General features: G+C 43.1%; 11 protein-coding genes. 2 read left to right on the top strand and 9 right to left on the bottom strand.

Going from position 1 to position 17,961, the window contains the following annotated elements; genetic code table 11:
- The first annotated feature begins 16 nt into the window (after positions 1 to 16).
- Positions 17 to 934 (top strand): hypothetical protein, encoded by a 918-nt coding sequence (locus tag BLS59_RS15595; RefSeq protein ID WP_091150261.1) that lies wholly within the window; start codon positions 17 to 19, stop codon positions 932 to 934.
- 6 nt (positions 935 to 940) lie between these two features.
- Here the strand turns inward: BLS59_RS15595 and BLS59_RS15590 are convergent, their stop codons facing one another.
- Positions 941 to 1,171 carry a DUF4287 domain-containing protein gene (locus BLS59_RS15590; RefSeq protein ID WP_091150259.1) on the bottom strand — a complete coding sequence of 77 codons (231 nt, stop codon included), beginning with the start codon at positions 1,169 to 1,171 and terminating at the stop codon, positions 941 to 943.
- Positions 1,172 to 1,238: 67 nt separating this feature from the next.
- Complete coding sequence (locus BLS59_RS15585; RefSeq protein WP_091150257.1) at positions 1,239 to 2,462, bottom strand: IPT/TIG domain-containing protein; 1,224 nt, start codon at positions 2,460 to 2,462, stop codon at positions 1,239 to 1,241.
- A gap of 344 nt (positions 2,463 to 2,806) precedes the next feature.
- On the opposite strand from BLS59_RS15585, the gene BLS59_RS15580 reads away from it, so the two are divergent.
- A complete protein-coding gene (locus tag BLS59_RS15580) occupies positions 2,807 to 4,030 on the top strand; it encodes an MFS transporter (protein ID WP_162842653.1) in 1,224 nt (407 codons plus the stop codon).
- A gap of 116 nt (positions 4,031 to 4,146) precedes the next feature.
- Here the strand turns inward: BLS59_RS15580 and BLS59_RS15575 are convergent, their stop codons facing one another.
- The 7 genes from BLS59_RS15575 to BLS59_RS15545 all read right to left on the bottom strand — a co-directional run bounded on the left by BLS59_RS15575 (position 4,147) and on the right by BLS59_RS15545 (position 17,586).
- Positions 4,147 to 4,653 carry a hypothetical protein gene (locus tag BLS59_RS15575; RefSeq protein WP_205411283.1) on the bottom strand — a complete coding sequence of 169 codons (507 nt, stop codon included), beginning with the start codon at positions 4,651 to 4,653 and terminating at the stop codon, positions 4,147 to 4,149.
- A gap of 221 nt (positions 4,654 to 4,874) precedes the next feature.
- Positions 4,875 to 5,915: a LacI family DNA-binding transcriptional regulator gene (locus BLS59_RS15570; RefSeq protein WP_091150255.1), complete on the bottom strand. Its 1,041-nt coding sequence runs from the start codon at positions 5,913 to 5,915 to the stop codon at positions 4,875 to 4,877.
- 145 nt (positions 5,916 to 6,060) lie between these two features.
- Entirely contained in the window at positions 6,061 to 6,345 is a 285-nt protein-coding gene (locus BLS59_RS15565; protein ID WP_091150253.1) for a 2Fe-2S iron-sulfur cluster-binding protein, read from the bottom strand.
- A gap of 101 nt (positions 6,346 to 6,446) precedes the next feature.
- Positions 6,447 to 7,325, bottom strand: coding sequence for a PorP/SprF family type IX secretion system membrane protein (locus BLS59_RS15560; RefSeq protein WP_205411282.1), 879 nt, complete (start codon positions 7,323 to 7,325; stop codon positions 6,447 to 6,449).
- A gap of 310 nt (positions 7,326 to 7,635) precedes the next feature.
- Positions 7,636 to 16,044: a cadherin-like beta sandwich domain-containing protein gene (locus BLS59_RS15555; RefSeq protein WP_091150249.1), complete on the bottom strand. Its 8,409-nt coding sequence runs from the start codon at positions 16,042 to 16,044 to the stop codon at positions 7,636 to 7,638.
- Positions 16,045 to 16,067: 23 nt separating this feature from the next.
- Complete coding sequence (locus tag BLS59_RS15550) at positions 16,068 to 17,009, bottom strand: methionyl-tRNA formyltransferase (RefSeq protein WP_091150247.1); 942 nt, start codon at positions 17,007 to 17,009, stop codon at positions 16,068 to 16,070.
- Between the two features lie 40 nt (positions 17,010 to 17,049).
- Positions 17,050 to 17,586, bottom strand: a complete 537-nt coding sequence (locus tag BLS59_RS15545) for a phage tail protein (RefSeq protein WP_091150245.1) — start codon at positions 17,584 to 17,586, stop codon at positions 17,050 to 17,052.
- Between the last annotated feature and the right edge of the window lie 375 nt (positions 17,587 to 17,961).

The raw sequence follows: 17,961 nt of genomic DNA, 5'->3' as shown, positions 1-17,961 counted from the left end.
TATCTTGTGCCATTATATGATAAAAAATATTGCCCCGCTTATACTATTAACATTGCTGTTTACCTGCTGCAAACAAAAACCTGCGCGCACCCCGGCAATAGCCATTAAATTACACAGCAACAAAATTGAAGCCCGCGGGCATTACACCAGCCCGGCGCTTAATAAGTACGCAGCTTTTATAGATTCATTAAGCGGAGCTGATGCCGCGACTGCACAGCAGGCAGCCAAACGCTACACCTTGTTATTTAACCGCCAAAACACTACCATTTGCGATGCAGGATTTATTATTTTCAGCACCTATTATGATAAGCTGAATGCCACGTTAGATGATCAGCACCAGAAAGACACTGCCGATTACAACAAATACCTGGTTAATGGCGATAAACACCCCATGCCTGCTAAAATGACGGCGTACATAAACCTCCTGAGTGAAAATGGTTTTGAATTTGCCCAGGAAGAGGGCGCAACCTACGTAACGCAAGACAGGGATTTTATCACCCGTTGGTTTTACCGCTATGTTTCGCCGGTTATGCGCGAGTACCTTACGCAGGTGAACATGGAAAACAAGAATATTTATATGCACGATGCCGGCATATCTATAACACCAGATCAACTGGTAGAGCGCGCCATTTGGTGGGAAGATTTTTACAAGCTGCACAGCGGTTTTGTACTGGTAAACCAGGCCAAAAGCACAGCTGACACCTACCTGGCGCTGCTACTTCAGGGATCTGACAATACCCCGGTTACCGAATACAATACCAAAGCACTTACCACATTTTTCAAGGATGCCTATACCCTGCTGCAGAAAAAATATCCCACATCGGATGCCGGGAAACTGGCTATACCCTACTACCAGCTGTTGCTGAATGGCAAAGATGCCACCGCAAATAGCCTCCTTAAAGCGTACGTAGCAAAAGGGTTCATAAAAAATTAAGGGTAGTTATTCGCTATCCTCGTTCTTGATGCCTTTTAACAGGGCATATATGGCCATACCGTGACCCTGACCAAGCTGAAATTCCTCCTTAAGCCACTTAAAAATATCGCCCGCTTTTACGCTGGCTTTCAGTTGGCCGTTTTGGGTAAAACCCTTCTCTTCGGCCATCGCCCGAAAATCGGCGGGAACCTTGCCTGTTTTCTGTTTTATGGTTTTTAAATATCCCTGGTATGACATGGGTTATAATTTTGGTTAGATTAAATATAGTGGAATTGTAACCAATTTATATCCGGATAATTGTAGTTTATTCCACAACTATTTTCCTTATTTTGTTGCCGTCGGTGGTCATATATATGTCGCCAAGCTTATCAATTGTAATGCCAATTGGCCCTTTAAAAGACGAAGCTAAATCAATACCATCGGCCTCCTTCGCAAAGCCATTGCCCGCAATTATTGTCACATTACCGCCTTTATCAATGAGCTTCAGGCAATTATTTAGGTAATCTGTTCCGTAAAAATTGCCATAAACATCAAGCGCAACATCAATGCCCTGAAAAGCTTTATCCTGAGCCACCACTATTTTATCTGTATCAGTTACCCTAAATATCGCTAACACTCCAGACCCTGGGTATATTGCCTGTACAAACATATTATTTTGACTATCGAAAATTATACGCCCTGGCGATAACAATCCCGAAGCTATTTTTGTTACTTGCTTACCATCCGTGCTTACCTTCATAATAGTTCCTGCTGTACCTAAGCTCAAATACAAAAAGCCATCCGGCCCAACAGTGATCCCGGTAGATCGATATGTGCTTTTATAAACAGCATTAATTGTTTTATCAGCATTCACCCGCACCACATTACCGTACAAATCAGCTACGTACAAAACATTGTTTTTATGATCATAAGCTAACTCCTCTGGCAAAGCGTAATCGCTCCCGTTCAGTTTAAAGGGAATTGTGGAAACGGTGTTATAAGTAAGGTTTATCTTCCTGATCACACTATTTAGGCAATCAGCCACATACAAGTTCCCATTATCGTCGGCAGCAATACCCTGGGGAGAGCTGAATGTTGCATTTGGCCCATAGCCGTCTTGTGCGCCAATAGCCCCTGTGCCAGCTATAGTGATAGCTTCCGCTCTATATACATAGGTAAAAAATGAACCCCTATATGTTTTGCCATTGCGGGTTACAATAATTGGCCCCGAACCTGCCATTTTAGGTATAATGGCCTGTATGGTTGTGTTAGTTTGTTTGAGAATGTCAAAAGCCATACCATTTAAGGTTACCTTATTGGTACCGTCGCCGGTTAAAAAATTAGTACCAGAAATTTTTATTATTTCACCGTTGCCAGCCACAAAAGGATAAACATTGGTGATGGTAATATCATTGGATACAGGTTGGGTTTCTACCGGTGGTGTTTCCGGTGGTTTGGCCGGATCACTTCCTTTTGAACAGGACGTTATTGAGGTTAGCGCAATAAACAAAACAAGCAGGACAGGAACAAAAGATTTAATGCTACGCATATAGATAAGGTTGTGGTTATTTGACCGATAAGGTGTGAACTTATTTAAGGCACTAATATGCTGAAAAAGCGTGTAAAAGTTTAATACCCAATATTAATAAACGTATTATTTTATATAAATTTTCAATCTGCTCATATTATTATCCTTTGAGGGCAAAACTTTTATTCAAAACCATAAATCGTCATCGCCCCTTCCCGTCATAACCACGTAACTTAATGCGCCGGGCGGGGTAATATCCGTACCGATGTAATAAATTTGCGGCGTTCAAACATAACCCCATCATACAGGCCGGTAACCCGCACCTGTATTGTCTGTTAAAAAACATCGCTTTAAAACAGGCAAATATGTATATCAAAATGCTCAAACAAAAAAATCAACATATAGCTACTTTACTGGGTTTCGCGCTTATCCCACTATCGGGCTTTGCTACCGATATTTATATCCCATCGTTGCCCAGCATGGGTGCCGATATGCATATCGGCAGTATCCAGGTGCAAATGACCTTAACGCTGTTCCTGATCAGTTACGGGGTTGCCCAGCTTTTTATAGGCAGTATACTGGATAGCTTTGGCCGTTACAAATTTAGCCTGGGCGCCTTGCTGGTATTTACATTGGCCAGCCTTGTAATAGCCAAAACGCACAACATCTACCTTATTTATTTAATGCGGATTATTCACGGTATTGCGGTTGCTATGATTGTGGTATCAAAAAGAGCCTTCTTTGTTGATGTGTACAAAGGCGAAAAATTGAAACATTACCTGAGCCTTTTTACCATCATCTGGTCGGCCGGACCAATAATTGCCCCGTTTTTGGGTGGCTACCTGGAGCATAGCTTTGGCTGGCAATCAAACTTTTACTTTTTAGCGGGCTTTGCGTTTATTATGGCTGTGCTTGAATATATTTTCAGCGGCGAAACCCTGGTGCAGCCTGCCCCGTTTCATCTGAAACGCATTATTGGCACTTATGCAGAAATGATTGGCACCGCCAGTTTTTCCATCGGGCTGCTGATGCTTTGCTTTGCCTACTCTATGGTTATGGTTTACAACATGACCGGCCCTTACATTATAGAACATGAAATGAACCTTACCCCCGTTGTGGCAGGTTATTGTTCCCTTATTTTAGGTTTAGCGTGGATGGTGGGCGGCTTTATAGGCAAGGCTACCATTAACCGTCCGTTTTACAAAAAGCTGGCTGTTAACACGGGTTTGCAGGTAGTATTTGTGGTGGCAATGATTGTTAGTCTGGCTTTTATAAGTAATTTATATACTATGGTTTTCTTCGCGTTTATTATTCATGTGGGCGCCGGGTTTACCTATAATAATTACTTCACCTATAGCCTCAGCAAGTTCCCTAAAAACGCCGGTATAGCGGGCGGACTGGCAGGCGGCGTGGTATACGTGATACTGTCGTTCCTTACCTACGCCATTGTATATTTTATCCCCGCTAAAGACGAACGCAACCTTAGCTACAGCTACCTCATCCTCATCCTGCTATCGGCATTGGGCATGTACACCGTATTTGTGATGAACAAACGCAAAAGAAAAGCCGTTGAAATGGCGGCGGTGTAAGCTGATGGGTGGGATTGACGCAAAGAATAGCATACAAACAGTTTAAATGCGTAAAATCTTATTTTAAAACAGGCACTTTCACTTTCTTATAACGCCGTTTATACCTTCCTATTAATTCATGTGCAGATTGTGCCTCTGAAAGAACTGAAGCATTTGCCACCAAGCTTCCACCTTGTACAGTTGCTCCAATTACAATACCCGATGATAACAATACCAGGTTTTTGATGATATATTCCAAGCAGGGTAGGTACAAAGATGTTAGAGGTCCAGGTTTCATGAGGAAAGAAGAACAAAGGCAACAAAGTGCCAGCCATTTGAAAGTATAATAATACCAATGTGAAGCTTAACCATCTTTTAGTAATTAGCCCCAGGCCAATAGCACATTCCCAACAGGCCAGCAGAGGCAACGAAACCGCAGGCCGAACATGACCGAAAGTTAATTTAAGAATTGTTTTACCGGCAATAACTTCGGCTGCACTTAACCCATGAAAAAACTTAAGTGCACCAAACCATATAAAAACAATCCCTAAACATACTCTTAAAATGTCCAGTCCGTTTCTGGCTTTCCACGCCACCATAACGGTTTCTGTAGCTATTACAAACTTTATAAACTTTCGTATCATCGGGTAAATGTTTGACAATACAATTACGAAACAATCTAATGTTCAGCCTTAAACAAAAAAATTAGCTTAGCGCTTAAAGGAGTACAAATAAAAATTAAAACAGCTGCTTAGAAACTGTCTAAAAACGAAAGTTATTCATTGCCGTTGACTAAAGTCAACGGCAATGAATTTTATAGGATACTCAAATAGTTTACATCAAATTTAAACAGCTTCTTAGAATGTTATAGCTTTTTCTTCTGTTGCGATGAATCCCTGATAAATACCTGCGTTGGCAAAACGGCGGTTTCAAATTCGGTAACGGGGCGCTTGCTTTCAATAAGATCAATGAGCATTTCGGTGGCTTTTTTACCCATCTCAAACCCGGGCTGGTATACGGTGCTTAGCGATGGATTGATGACATCGGCAAGGGGCGTATTGGTAAAACCAATTAAAGCCATATCCTGCGGAATGGCCAGCTTTAGCTTGTGCAGCAGCAATAATATGGTGGTGGTTATCCTGTCTGATGCGGTAAAAATAGCATCGGGCCGGTTGGGTTGCTGCAGCAGTTCGGTCAGCGCGTTCTCAATTTCCTGCTGGTCTTTACCGCCATGCAGGCAGTATTTAATATAGGCTTCATTTGGCTGGATATTGTTTTGCTGCAAGGCAAGCGTGTAGCCCTTTAACCGTTCTTTAGTGATAGAGATATTGGGCGAACTGGTGATGTGCGCTATATTTTTATACCCGCTTTGTATTAAATGCTGCGTGGCCTCATAAGCACCTTTAAAATTATCGGCAATAACTTTGTGGGTATCTATTTCATCACTAACCCTATCAAAAAACACAATGGGCAAGCCCTTTTGATGCAGACTTTTCAGGTGATCTATAGCGTCTGTTTCTGTAGATACCGAGATCAGCAACCCATCAATAGCCCTATTGGTAAGGTGCCTAACGTTTTGCACTTCCAACTCAAATGATTCATGCGTTTGCGTAATAATAAGGTTGTACCCCCGGCTATACGCCACCGATTCGATACCATTCATTACCTGCGGAAAAAACTGGTTATCTAACGAGGCCACCACGATGCCTATGGATTTGCTGTTACCCCGCTTTAGGCTTTGCGCCATTGGGTTTGGCTGATAGTTAAGCCGCCGGGCACAGTCCAACACCAGGAGCTTGGTTTTTGCGCTTATTTCATGACTATCCTTCAGCGCCTTTGAAACCGCCGATGCCGAAATGCCAAGTTCACGCGCAATATCTTTAATGGTTACAGCTTCAAAATTCATGTCGTTGCGGTTAATTGGTCTGGTTGGCTAATAAGCCGGTGATCGCCAATAAAAATTAACCATGTAGCTATTAGCGAGGTGCTAATATATCATTACTTTGATTTATAATTAGGGCAGTTAAGGCAAAATACCATGAAACGTACTATCAATAACCACTATCAGGTATCAAAACTACCATATTAGCAAGCTGATCGTTAATGGCGATACTGCAGGCCAATACCGGTTTTTTATAGGATCGTTCTTTATTACTAATTTCAACCAAACAAGTTCCGCAACTACCCATGCCGCAACATAAACCAAAGCCCGAAACCGGTAATATAGCCGAGATTAAAGTCATCAGACTATAGTATTCGTTTTGATAAGTGCGGATGATATGATCTTCATTTTTAAAATGAAGACTAAAAATGATCGTTGCTTCCTCCATATTCATGGCTAAATTGAGGCAACAATAACGATTATCAATATCATTTTAAAGCATGAAACTGCAATTGGCCAGAATCATCAACTTTTTGGCCTGTTAGGTTATATTATTTATAAAAGCTTGCTGTTGGTTACATTGCCAAATCTGTAGCTGATGCTTACTTCACTGGTAGTAATATTTACGCCCCCCAGGTTACTTGACGATGTTCCAAACTGGTAACTATATCCTACTTTAAATGATTTTCCCAAAACCGATACCATGGCTGCTGCCTTTTTATCGGTACGATAATTTAGCCCGATCCCCAATTGCTCTTTCAGGTACATGGTACCTGAAATGTTAGCTAATACAGTTGAACCGTTCACATAACTAACCAATGTGGCAGGTTTAACTTTCACATCATCGCTTACATCGGCCAGGTAAGCGCCAGAAAAGTAATAATGCGTGCGCAGGTAATTAGCCTGCTGCTCTGATGCTGTACCCAGGCCACGGATAGTAAATTCGGGAACAGAGAGGCCCAGGTAATAATCAGGGCCGTACAACATTGCTCCAAAACCAATATTGGGTTTTGTTTCGCGTACATCATTCCTAAACTGCGAATCGGAAGCGTCAAGCTGTGAATAGTTTCCAACGTAGTTGCGTATGCCGGCATTTAATCCCACAGCCAGGTAATTGGTTTCTGTTAACTGAATGCCTTTGGCAAAAAAAGCATTAAATTCAATCTGGTGTTCAACAGCAGCCTGGTCATTCAGCACATAAAAACCGGCAGCCCCGTTTATTGATTCGATGGGGAAATTGGCATTAAGCATCAGGCTGCTTGGTGCCCCATCTATCCCAATAAATTGCTTACGCCCAAGCACATTTACTGATCCGGCTTTATCAAGCAATGAATAAGCCGAATTTACTGAGGTTAGGTTATCAGCATATTGACTGTAATTATAAATTTGTTGCTGCGCAATAGCCTTACCGCCGGTAATTAATACCAGTAGCATACTCAGCTTTAAAATTGTTGTTGTTTTGAACATAAATACCAGTTTCTACCCCGTTATTTTTTATTGTTTATATTAAAAATGATAATACTCCTGAGCCTTAAAAAACTAAAGTAATTATAGCCGTATTTATTGATTCGGCAATAGTGTATATCGCCCTAAATAGCCATGTTTACCAGGCTGATTTCACCCTTTTTAATTTGTTAAAATAGTTGCCTGTTATAACTAAAAAGTCTGCCACCGGCAATTGATACCGGTAGCAGACATTATGTTGTTATTGCAAATAGAATAATCCTGCGCTTATAGGTGCATATTAATATTTAAGTATAATATACCCTGTTTTGCGTTTGGTTTCGAGCCCATCTTTATATTCAAGTGAATAGTAATAGGTGCCCGATTTTTGCAGGGTACCGCTTTTGTTAGAGTGGCCATCAAACACATTACCGTTAACACCATAATTCCGGGTTTCGTAAACCAGCTGGCCGCCCGAGTTCATGATTGATAAATGGTTATCGGCATAGTTTTCAATACCATCGATAGTAAGGAAATCATTAACACCATCGCCGTTTGGTGATAATGCCTGGTGAACGGTGATGCCCGTGCTGGCAATATCGTTTGATTTTGGTGCGATTTCGGTAACCGTAATATAAGGTGCAAAAAATGATAGGGCAGCATCTTGACTTACAGCTATGTTATAATTCCCGGTGGTTACACCATCCTCTGCAGTAATTTGCATATGAATGAGCGTTACACCGCTTGCATTCAGCGTGATTGGCGAAGATGGGACGCCACTCGGCACCACATTCCCTTCTATAGTTATTACCGCATTTGCATCAGATGCCTTCGGCGTAATAATTACACTGCCTGTACCTGCTGCCACGGAAGCACTGTAGTTATTAGTATTAGTAGCTGTACCTGTTACCACAGTTAAAGGAACCTTCGGACTTATAGTGAATGTCAACCCCGCATTGTTTGAACCGTTTCTGCTTACTACAAAACTGTAGGTACGCTGCGTGCCATCCTGCGCGGTTGCCGTTGCATTGATCGTAGTTGGGCCGGAAACATTTAGCGGCAACGGAGCTGAGGCCGTACCACTTGAAACAACCGAACCGCCTATGCGTACCACTGTATGCGAATCTGTTGTTGTTGGCGTAATAGTTACACTGCCGGCACCTGCTGAAACTGAAGTGGCATAATTATAATCGGCCGCACCCGTGGCTGCCACAAATACTGATGATGGTGTCATCTTAAAGCTGGTAGTAAAATTGTTTGACCCGTTCCGGCTTACACCTATGCTATAAGTCCTGGTGGTTACACCATCCTCTGCGGTAATTTGCATATGAATGAGTGTTGCCCCGCTTGCATTCAGCGTGATTGGCGAACAAGGAACACCGCTCGGCACCACATTTCCTTCTATAGTTATTACCGCATTTGCATTAGATGCCTTCGGCGTGATAACTACACTACTTGTACCTGCTGCCACAGAAGCAACAGAGTTATAATTAGCCGTACCTGTTGTAGTAACAAAAAGCACATTCGGGTTCATCGTGAAGGCCATCCCTGCGTCGTTTGAACCGTTTCTGCTTACTACAAAACTATAGGTACGCTGCGTGCCATCCTGCGCGGTTGCCGTTGCATTGATCGTAGTTGGGCCGGAAACATTTAGCGGCAACGGAGTTGAGGCCGTACCACTTGAAACAACCGATCCGGCTATGCTTACCACAGTATGCGAATCTGTTGTTGTTGGCGTAATAGTTACACTACTGGCACCAGCCGCAACCGAGGTGATATAATTATAATTGGCCGGGCCGGCGGATACCACCAATACTGATGATGGTGTTATTTTAAAGCTGGTGGTAAAATTGTTTGATCCGGTGCGGCTTACAGCTATGCTATAAGTCCTGGTGGTTATACCATCCTCTGCGGTGATCTGCATATGAATGAGTGTTACACCGCTTGCATTCAGCGTAATTGGTGAAGATGCACCACCACTCGGTACTACATTGCCTTCAACAGTTATTACCGCATTTGCATTAGATGCCTTTGGCGTAATAATTACACTGCCTGTACCGGCTGCCACAGAAGCACTGTAGTTATAATTAGCCGTACCTGATGCGGGAACAAAAAGCACATTCGGGTTCATCGTGTAGGTCATCCCTACATCGCTCGAGCCGTTTCTGCTTACTACAAAACTATAGGTACGCTGCGTGCCATCCTGCGCGGTTGCCGTCGCATTGATCGTCGTTGTGCCGGAAACATTCAGCGGAAACGGAGCTGAGGCTGTGCCGCTTGCAACAACCGATCCGCCTATGCTTACCACAGTATGAGATTCTATTGTTGTTGGCGTAATAGTTACACTGCTGGTACCAGCCGCAACCGAAGTGGTATAATTATAATTGGCCGGGCCTGCGGCGCCCACCAATACCGATGATGGTGTCAGCTTAAAGCCGGTGGTAAAATCATTTGATCCATTCTGACTTACAGCTATGCTATAAGTCTTAGTGCTTACACCATCCTCTGCTATACTATGCAAATTAATGAGCGTTACACCGCCTGCATTCAGCGCAATTGGCGAAGATGCAGCACCACTCGGCACCACATTTCCGTTTACAGTTATTACCCCATTTGCATTAATTCCCTGGGGCGTTATAGTTACACTGCCTGTACCTGCTGCAACAGAAACAGCATAGTTATAATTAGCCGCACCTGAGGCAGGAATAAAAACCACCTTCGGATTCATCGCGAATGACAACCTCGCATCGCTCGAGCCAGGCCCTGCACGTTTAACCGTTAGCGTGTAAGTGTTGCTGGTAGTACCATCCTGGGCTGTTACTGTAATGTTTATAATGTTGGCGCCAATATTTAATGGGATTGCTACAGGTGAAACAGTTACACCATTTACCGTAGTTACCACATGTTGAAGTGCCGTTATAGTAGGGGTAACTGTAATATTACTTATACCATTAGCTACAATGGTTGTGTAGGCTGTTGTCGACGATAAAAACACAGGGTCTAAGGTTCCATTACTAACCTTCAGTTGGGTTAAACTGGCATCTGAAGACCCGGCATTTGCAGCAGCCCTGGTTACTGTTACCGTATATGTTTGGGTAGTTGTACCGTCCGGTGCTGTTATTATTGTGGTTATACTATTTGCACCAACGGTTAAAGGTATGTTTACCAGGTTTGCATTATCGGGCGAAATGTCATTAACAGTTACAACCGAACCAGGATCAACAGCAATAGGCTTAACAGTAACATTGCTTACATTATTACCAACTGAAGCTGTATAACCTGTAGTTGCACCGTTAAATGACGGACTAAGCGTACCACTGCTAAGGGTTAGTGATGCAAGTGATGCATCGGGCGCTAAACGGGTTACATTTACAGTATAAACCTGTGTATTTACGCCATCGGCAGCGGTTACTGTAACCCTTATCCGGTTTGGCAGTCCTGTATTAAGCGGAACACTTGCACTTGGCGTACCGGCGCCTATGGTAGTAGCGCCTACGGTAACTGTTGCAGTAGCGGAGGTGGCAACCGGGGTTACGTTTAAGTTGCTAAAGCTATAAGGGACAGAAGCCGTATAAGTAAATGTTGTGCCGGCAAAAGCAGGACTTAACGTACCGGCGTTTAAAGCTAATGAAGCAAGGCTAACATCGGCAGCAGGCAGCCTGTTAACATGCAGTGTTGTTGTTGTTTTATGAACCCCATCCGCGGCAGTTACAACTACATCAAAAGTATTATCGCCTACATTTAATGGCAGCAGATCGGTGCTGGCGTCATAAGCTATAGCAACGCCATTAACGGTAGTTGTGGCACCAACATCGCCGGTTACAGGATGAAGCCTTACCCCGGTAATTTTATTTGCTACGTTAAGCGGCTTAAGCACATCATAAGCGAAATTGAAGTTATAACTGTAGCCGGTACCCGAAACAGAAATTGCAGCTAAAGAAGCATCGGGCGAATACAGCGGCGGCGGCATACCTGCCCGGGTAAGCACCAGCGTATATGTTTTTGGGGTACTGTTATCCTGTGGCGTAACTACTATATTAAAAGTATTAATCCCGCCATGTAAAGTCATGGTATAATTGGCAAACCTGGTTACCGCGGTACCATTTATTTTCATGGTAGCATTTGGATCATAAGAGTAAGCTGTAAGTGGCAAACCGGTTATGGTCGAATCGGCCAGCGTAGCGGTATAGTTTAGTACACTGGGATCAAATGGTTCATTTAGTGTAGTAACAAATGGAATGGAAAGTGTAGACAGGTTATTATCTGACGACAGCGTACGGGTTACCGTAATGGTGTAGGTATTTGTTGCCGTACCATCCTCAGATTTAACTATTATACTATAGGTATTAACTCCATAGTTAAGTGTTGGTGTAACGCCGTAATAAGTTACGGGATTGCCATTAAATGTAATAGTGGCGGCGTTGTTTGTGGCAACAGGCGCAAAGTTAAACTGCGCTACATTGTTGGCTACAGTTGCCGTATAATTATAGGTAGTACTGCTAAACGGCTCATTAAATGTTAACACGGTAGTGTTAAGCGATGCCAGGCTGGCATCTGACGATGCTGCCCTGGTTACGGTTATATAATAATGTTTAATATCGCCGTTTTGGGCAACCCCGTCAACGTTGATAGGATTGTCGCCAACATTTAATGTTAAATGGTAAGGCGTAGTTGCCGATAATTTCACTGGGCCTAACTGTGCACTGGCATCAACATCCGCAGTGGTCGCGGTAGCATCGGTACCATCTACAAGGTTACCTACAGACGCCGTATAGGTTGTAGTATTTGAATCAAACACAGGGTTTAATGTAACTCCGCTAAGCGTAATGTTTGTTAACAGGGTGTTTGTTGAAAACGCCCTGTTTACAGTTACCAGGTAGTTTTGTGTAGTGGTGCCATCCTGGGCAGTTATCACTATGGTAAAGTAATTATTGCCGGCACCTAAAGGCAAGGTAGTTGCCAAACCTGATGTTAGTGCTGCACCGTTAACAAGCATAGTGGCATTAGCCTGATGAAGAACAGCAGTAAGGTCAATTGATGTAGTGTTATGATCTACATTAACAGTGTATTGCAACGTACCGGCATCAAAAGGAGTGTTTAATGTTCCCTGGCTAACGGTTATATTAGATAAAGTGGCATCGGGCGATAAAACAACCGTTAAGGCCGAACTATTTGCCGCTGCCTGGATAAAACTATAATTGGCTGCATTTAAACCCGAACCGTTAATGGGGTAATTACCCTGCGGACTTGAGTCTGTTGCTGTTGATGTAAAACTTAATGTACCGGTTGTAGCCGATGCCTGTGTATCGCCATTGATAAACCCGGTTACTGTACCTGTAAAAGTTGGGTTAGGCGACAGGTAAATTTTACTTACCGGGGTGGCTACGTAACTTAAAGCAACCTTACCAATGGTTAAGTTGTTACCTGTATAATTTAAAGCGTAATTACTACTCGCCGTCAGGCTGCCCAGGGTAATGGCGTAATCACCTGCGGTTTCGCCGCCAGCACGGGTTAGCGCACCGGTAAAGGTATCGCTGCCAAGTAATGCATCGGCTGTATAGGTTAAAGCGGGATCTGCATCGCCATATGTTTTGCTCTGCGCGTTTGCGGTTATATTAATTGCTTTTTGGCCGATAGTTAAGTTATTGCCTGTAAAGGCTAAAGTATAGTTGCCATTTAACACCAGGCTTCCCTGGGTAATGGCATATGTACCAGCGGCATCGCCGGCAGCACGGGTTAATGCACCTGTAAAGCTCTCGCCATTGGCCAGTGCATCAGCCGTATAGGTTAAGGCAGGGTCTGGGTCGCCATAGGTTTTAGTTTGCACGTTAGCCGTTACGTTGATGGTTTTTTTACCGATGGTAAAATTTGAACCTGTAAAATTCAGGTTATAGTTAGTAGTGTTTAAAGCAAGTGAGCCCTGACTAATGGCATAAGTGCCAACACCTTCACCAGCAACGCGTGTTAGCGTGCCGCTAAAGGTATCACTAAAACCAAGCGCATCGGCGGCGTAAGTTAAAGCGGGGTCGGCATCGCCATAGGTTTTACTTAGTGCGTTTGCGCTTACCATAATCGTTTTTTTGGTAATGGTAAGGTTGTCAGATATAATTGATATGGTGTAATACTGATCAGTAAAAACGCCCGATGTTGCATTGACGGGCCTTTTTGTACCAAGATTTAAGGCATAGGTACCGACATTTTCGCCGGGCTCTCTGCCAAACGTACCCGTCATACCCTCACCCGGTGCAAGCGAACCTACAGTAAACTGGTAAGGGAAGGTGGGGTCGGCATTTCCGTAAACTTTCGTGGCGGGTACCGGATGCAGGGTTATCACCCTTTTGGTGATGGTTAAATATTCGGGGATAAAAGTTATATCGTAGTTATTGGTCTGGTCAACACCTGTTGTGGCATTTACGGGATGTTTGGTTCCTATACTTAACGCGTAGGTACCCGGGGTTTCACCCGGCTCGCGTACATATGAGCCTGTCATACCATCAGTACTTGCCAATGAACCCACCCTATAATAATAAGGATAACCGCCGGGATCATTATCGCCGTATGATTTAATTGCAGGCGCAGGTTGAATGCTGATGGCCCGTTTATTAACGGTTAAAACGCCCGGAACAAAAGTAAGCGTGTATTTGTTACCTAAATTAAGCGTACCCTGGGTAATATTGTAAGTACCGATATTGGTACCGGCATCGCGTGTTAGCGTCCCGCTAAAGGCATCAGTACCTACTAATGCACCCGAAGTTATGGAGTATGTAAACGATGGATCTGCATCGCCATAAATTTTATTTGCGGCAGTTGCTGTTACCGTTATTGCAGCATTATTTACCGTTAAGGCCTGCACTACGCTGGTTGCGGCCAGGTTATTGGCATCGCCAGCCTGCGAGGCCGTTATGTTGGCAGTGCCCGGCCCAACAAGGTGAATGTTACCACCTACTATAGTTGCCACAGCCGTGTTATCGCTGCTATAGCTAACCGTTAACCCGCTGCTTGATGTTGCACCGGGAGCATAATCTGCACTGCCGTATGCTTTTGAAGCTGTTGACGCAAAAGTAATTGTTTGTGCCGTTTTGGCCCTGTTTACCGTAACAGTATAGGTTTTGGTTGTCGAACCATCCTGGGCGGTTACAATAGTGGTTACTGTATTATCGCCAATATTTAAACCTATACTACCTGATGCTGAGCCTGATGTTACAGCTGTACCGTTAACTGTTATAGTAGCATTAGCCTGGTTACGGGTTGGTATTACGGTTACCGAAGTTGTGGCATTTGGTACCGAGGCTGTATAAGAAGTAGTAGCCGAAGCAAATGTTGTGTTTAATGAACCACTACTTAAACTAAGCCCCGAAAGGGTGGCATCATTTGATTGTGTTGAAAAAGAAACCACATCACCATAACCTGTACCGGCAGTACTGGTTGCATATGAGCGTACGTAATACGTGGTTGAACTTGATAGCCCGGTTATGCTTCCGGAGAAAGCACCATTACCACTGCCGATAGCTGATTTTGTGACACCACTGCCGCCAATTGTTGGCGTTTGATTGGTGGAGCTATATACTACCCCACGCTCGGTTACGCTTACATCGCTGCTTATTATATCACCGCCTAATGTTGCAGATGCGGATGAAAAAGTTGAAACTGAGGCAGTTGCAACAATAGGGCGCGCCGGGGCAAACAGGCCATAAACCCTAAGGTAATTAGGCGTATTTTGCAATCCTGAATGGTCAAGCGTTAAGGTAGTATTACCCGTTGTAAGATCTACCGCGTAAATACCGGTATTAGATAATCTTATAGTTTGCGAGCTGCCGTAATATCCATTGTAAACAAAAGCACGGTTATTACCTGCATCCAGTGCCATGTATTGAGGGCTTATAACTAACGATGATTTAACCACAACTTCACCACCTGCACCACCGGGACGTATCTTTCTTAATGCATCATTAACAGTGCCATTGGTAGTACCGCTATTCAACTGGTCGTTATCGGATGTTATATAATAGATATAATCGGTTACTGCGTCGTAACCGATAGCATTTACTATATTGACTAACGGGGTGCTGGCTGTTACTGTATTGCTGGTCAAATCAAAAGTTAGCATTTTACGGGCGCTAAAAAGTCCATCATTGACAAACACCCGGTTATTAGGAATATCGAGCGCCAGCCATTGCGGCAATAAAGCAAATTGTTTTGCCAAGACAGTATTTTGAGTACCATCTGGTTTAGACCTGTATATAGCATTCAGATCATTGGCAGTACCTGTATTGCTGTTGGATACGTAATATACCCAATCGTTAATGGGGTCATACTTAATTGCTGTTACAGACGGGCCGGATACCTGAATGCCTGCTGGCAAAGTAATGGTATTTATAACCGCGCCGGTCGTCATATTTATGACATTAATAACCCTATTACCTACAAAGGCACTATAGGCAAATATGCGGTTATTGGGTGCGTCAACCTCAACTAAGCTGGGGTTGGGTATCGAACTGGTAACTACACCGTCATTGCTACCATTATAATCAACTTTTCTTAATGAGTTTGCAACGTTAGTAGTATTACCTGTGCTGCTGTTTAAAAGGTAATAAACCTGTGCATACGTATTTTGGGTTATCCCCAATAATATCAGCAATAGCACTATAGCCGAAAATGATTTTCGGCCTTTGTCCATCACCTTTTTAACAATAAGTAAAAGTGTTTTCATAATGAAAGGTTAAGCGTTAGGTTTTATATTTTACCGGCAATGCCGTATATTTTGCTAATAAATATTTGCCCTGTTTTTAAACCATAAAAACCTGCATGCCGGGCCGGGATGCAAGTATTATTTATATTTAAAAAGTTAATGCTTAGGGCTTTGTTATTTATGCAAGCCACATTAAACTTGTTGTTAGCTATGGTAATTGTGCCGGGTTTATTATTTGTTTCTGCCAAAGCTGTTTCGGCATCTAATATTTTTAATTCGAGCCCGTTTATCAAAGTGCCTGCCCCGTTATTCCAGGATGTGCAGGCTTTTACCAGGTTCAATATTTCTTTTACGTCCATCGTATCCCAGTTTATCATTACATCAGCCAATTGTGGCTTGCCGTAATAATTGCCCCGACTTTCATCCTGTTCGCTTTTATGAAGTAGCTGCTCCTGGCTTAGCTTTATAAGTAGTTCTGCAACTCCCCTCACTTGCAGCTCACTAAATAATTGATTTATATAATTGTAGGTATGGTACTCTTCGTTCTTTATCGTTTGCTCCCAAACAACCGCACCGCTATCTAATCTATCGGTCATCTCATGAATAGTGAGCCCCATTTGCGCTTCTCCGTTTTTCAATTGCCAGAAAACAGGCGAGGCCCCCCTGTATTGCGGCAACACCCCAAAGTGTATGTTATATATTCCTTTTGGCACTCCTTTTAGTTGTACCACGTTCACTTTGTAGCTATAACCCGAAAAAAAAACAATATCCGGACTATGCAATTGCTGCCATTGGTATAGCTCGTTTTTATCTTCTTCTGCGTGTACGGCTATTTTCCTGGCCCTGCAAAAAGCTATAATATCATTAATATGGAAACCTGGCTGTCCCGATTTGCCCAGGTACAGCATAACCCCTGCCTTATTATTACTTAAATAATGAAGCAGGGGTAAGCATATTTTTGAATTGGATACAATGCCAATTTTCATTGGTTACTGTAAAATATAGCTGGCTGATAACCCATAATTATTACGGTCTTGGCGGCCAGATACCTTTAGTGGCTATAATAAATGTTAAACCCAGCACTGGTTGTACTATTTGAACCGGAGCATTGTCGCCGGTAGCAGCTATGGTACCGGGATTTAACTGAACGTCAGGCGTGGCATCTGAATAAGTATTTATTCCCTGGCCGGTACTCGGATCAACAGGAACGGCAGAAGGGTAATTTGTTGCAGCAGGCACGGGTTTCGTTCCCAATACAACTGCATTAACCCCGTGATTGTGCGAGGGTAGTTGTTGTTGAGATAAAATTATTTTTTCGCTGCCAACCTTTTTACCCAGGCCATAATATGACAAATCCGGCGCCTGGCCGACACAAACGGGAGCACGGCCACGCAGATCAGGCACCGCAAAGGTACTGGAGCCATCGCCGCCGTAATAATTTTGTATCAGCGCATATAATTCCTGATAGCGGCCAATTTGATAGGTTTTGCCGTCGCATAATAACCAATCTACCGGGGCGTAATCGCCCGCAAACATTTTGATTTCACCAATGTAAGGGTCCATAATTTAAAAAGTGATAAGGTTTATGTTAAAAAATAAGTTTTAGGTTGGGGAATGGTTAATTCCCCGTTAATTGGTTAGTAAATATATTTTAAACAGTAACGCTGTTTAGTTTTAAAATCACAATTATCATATCAAACAAGCTATTTAATTAAAAATAAAAACCTTACGTCGTATAATTAACTGCCGGTTTGTTCTATCTGTTTAAGCAGCATTGTTTTGTTTAACAAAGCTGCATTTAAATTTCATTCCCCAACAGGGTATAATCAGCTTTTTTTCAGCGGTTTTTAAGGATAAAAAAAGGCCGGTTCATGTATTGCGGATCAGTAGATAAATAAGCACTTTCGACAAACCTTTATTTAACCAGCATGACAATTA

Origin of the sequence: Mucilaginibacter pineti (assembly GCF_900101875.1) — a bacterium.
Classification (GTDB): domain Bacteria; phylum Bacteroidota; class Bacteroidia; order Sphingobacteriales; family Sphingobacteriaceae; genus Mucilaginibacter; species Mucilaginibacter pineti.
This window is presented reverse-complemented; position numbering and strand designations above follow the sequence as displayed.

Bases quoted from the DNA above. Each gene is read 5' to 3' on its own strand.
- BLS59_RS15575 (WP_205411283.1), bottom strand. From the start codon at position 4,653: ATGATACGAAAGTTTATAAAGTTTGTAATAGCTACAGAAACCGTTATG.
- BLS59_RS15560 (WP_205411282.1), bottom strand. From the start codon at position 7,325: ATGCTACTGGTATTAATTACCGGCGGTAAGGCTATTGCGCAGCAACAA.
- BLS59_RS15590 (WP_091150259.1), bottom strand. From the start codon at position 1,171: ATGTCATACCAGGGATATTTAAAAACCATAAAACAGAAAACAGGCAAG.
- BLS59_RS15555 (WP_091150249.1), bottom strand. From the start codon at position 16,044: ATGAAAACACTTTTACTTATTGTTAAAAAGGTGATGGACAAAGGCCGA.
- BLS59_RS15550 (WP_091150247.1), bottom strand. From the start codon at position 17,009: ATGAAAATTGGCATTGTATCCAATTCAAAAATATGCTTACCCCTGCTT.
- BLS59_RS15570 (WP_091150255.1), bottom strand. From the start codon at position 5,915: ATGAATTTTGAAGCTGTAACCATTAAAGATATTGCGCGTGAACTTGGC.
- BLS59_RS15580 (WP_162842653.1), top strand. From the start codon at position 2,807: ATGTATATCAAAATGCTCAAACAAAAAAATCAACATATAGCTACTTTA.
- BLS59_RS15585 (WP_091150257.1), bottom strand. From the start codon at position 2,462: ATGCGTAGCATTAAATCTTTTGTTCCTGTCCTGCTTGTTTTGTTTATT.
- BLS59_RS15565 (WP_091150253.1), bottom strand. From the start codon at position 6,345: ATGAATATGGAGGAAGCAACGATCATTTTTAGTCTTCATTTTAAAAAT.
- BLS59_RS15595 (WP_091150261.1), top strand. From the start codon at position 17: ATGATAAAAAATATTGCCCCGCTTATACTATTAACATTGCTGTTTACC.
- BLS59_RS15545 (WP_091150245.1), bottom strand. From the start codon at position 17,586: ATGGACCCTTACATTGGTGAAATCAAAATGTTTGCGGGCGATTACGCC.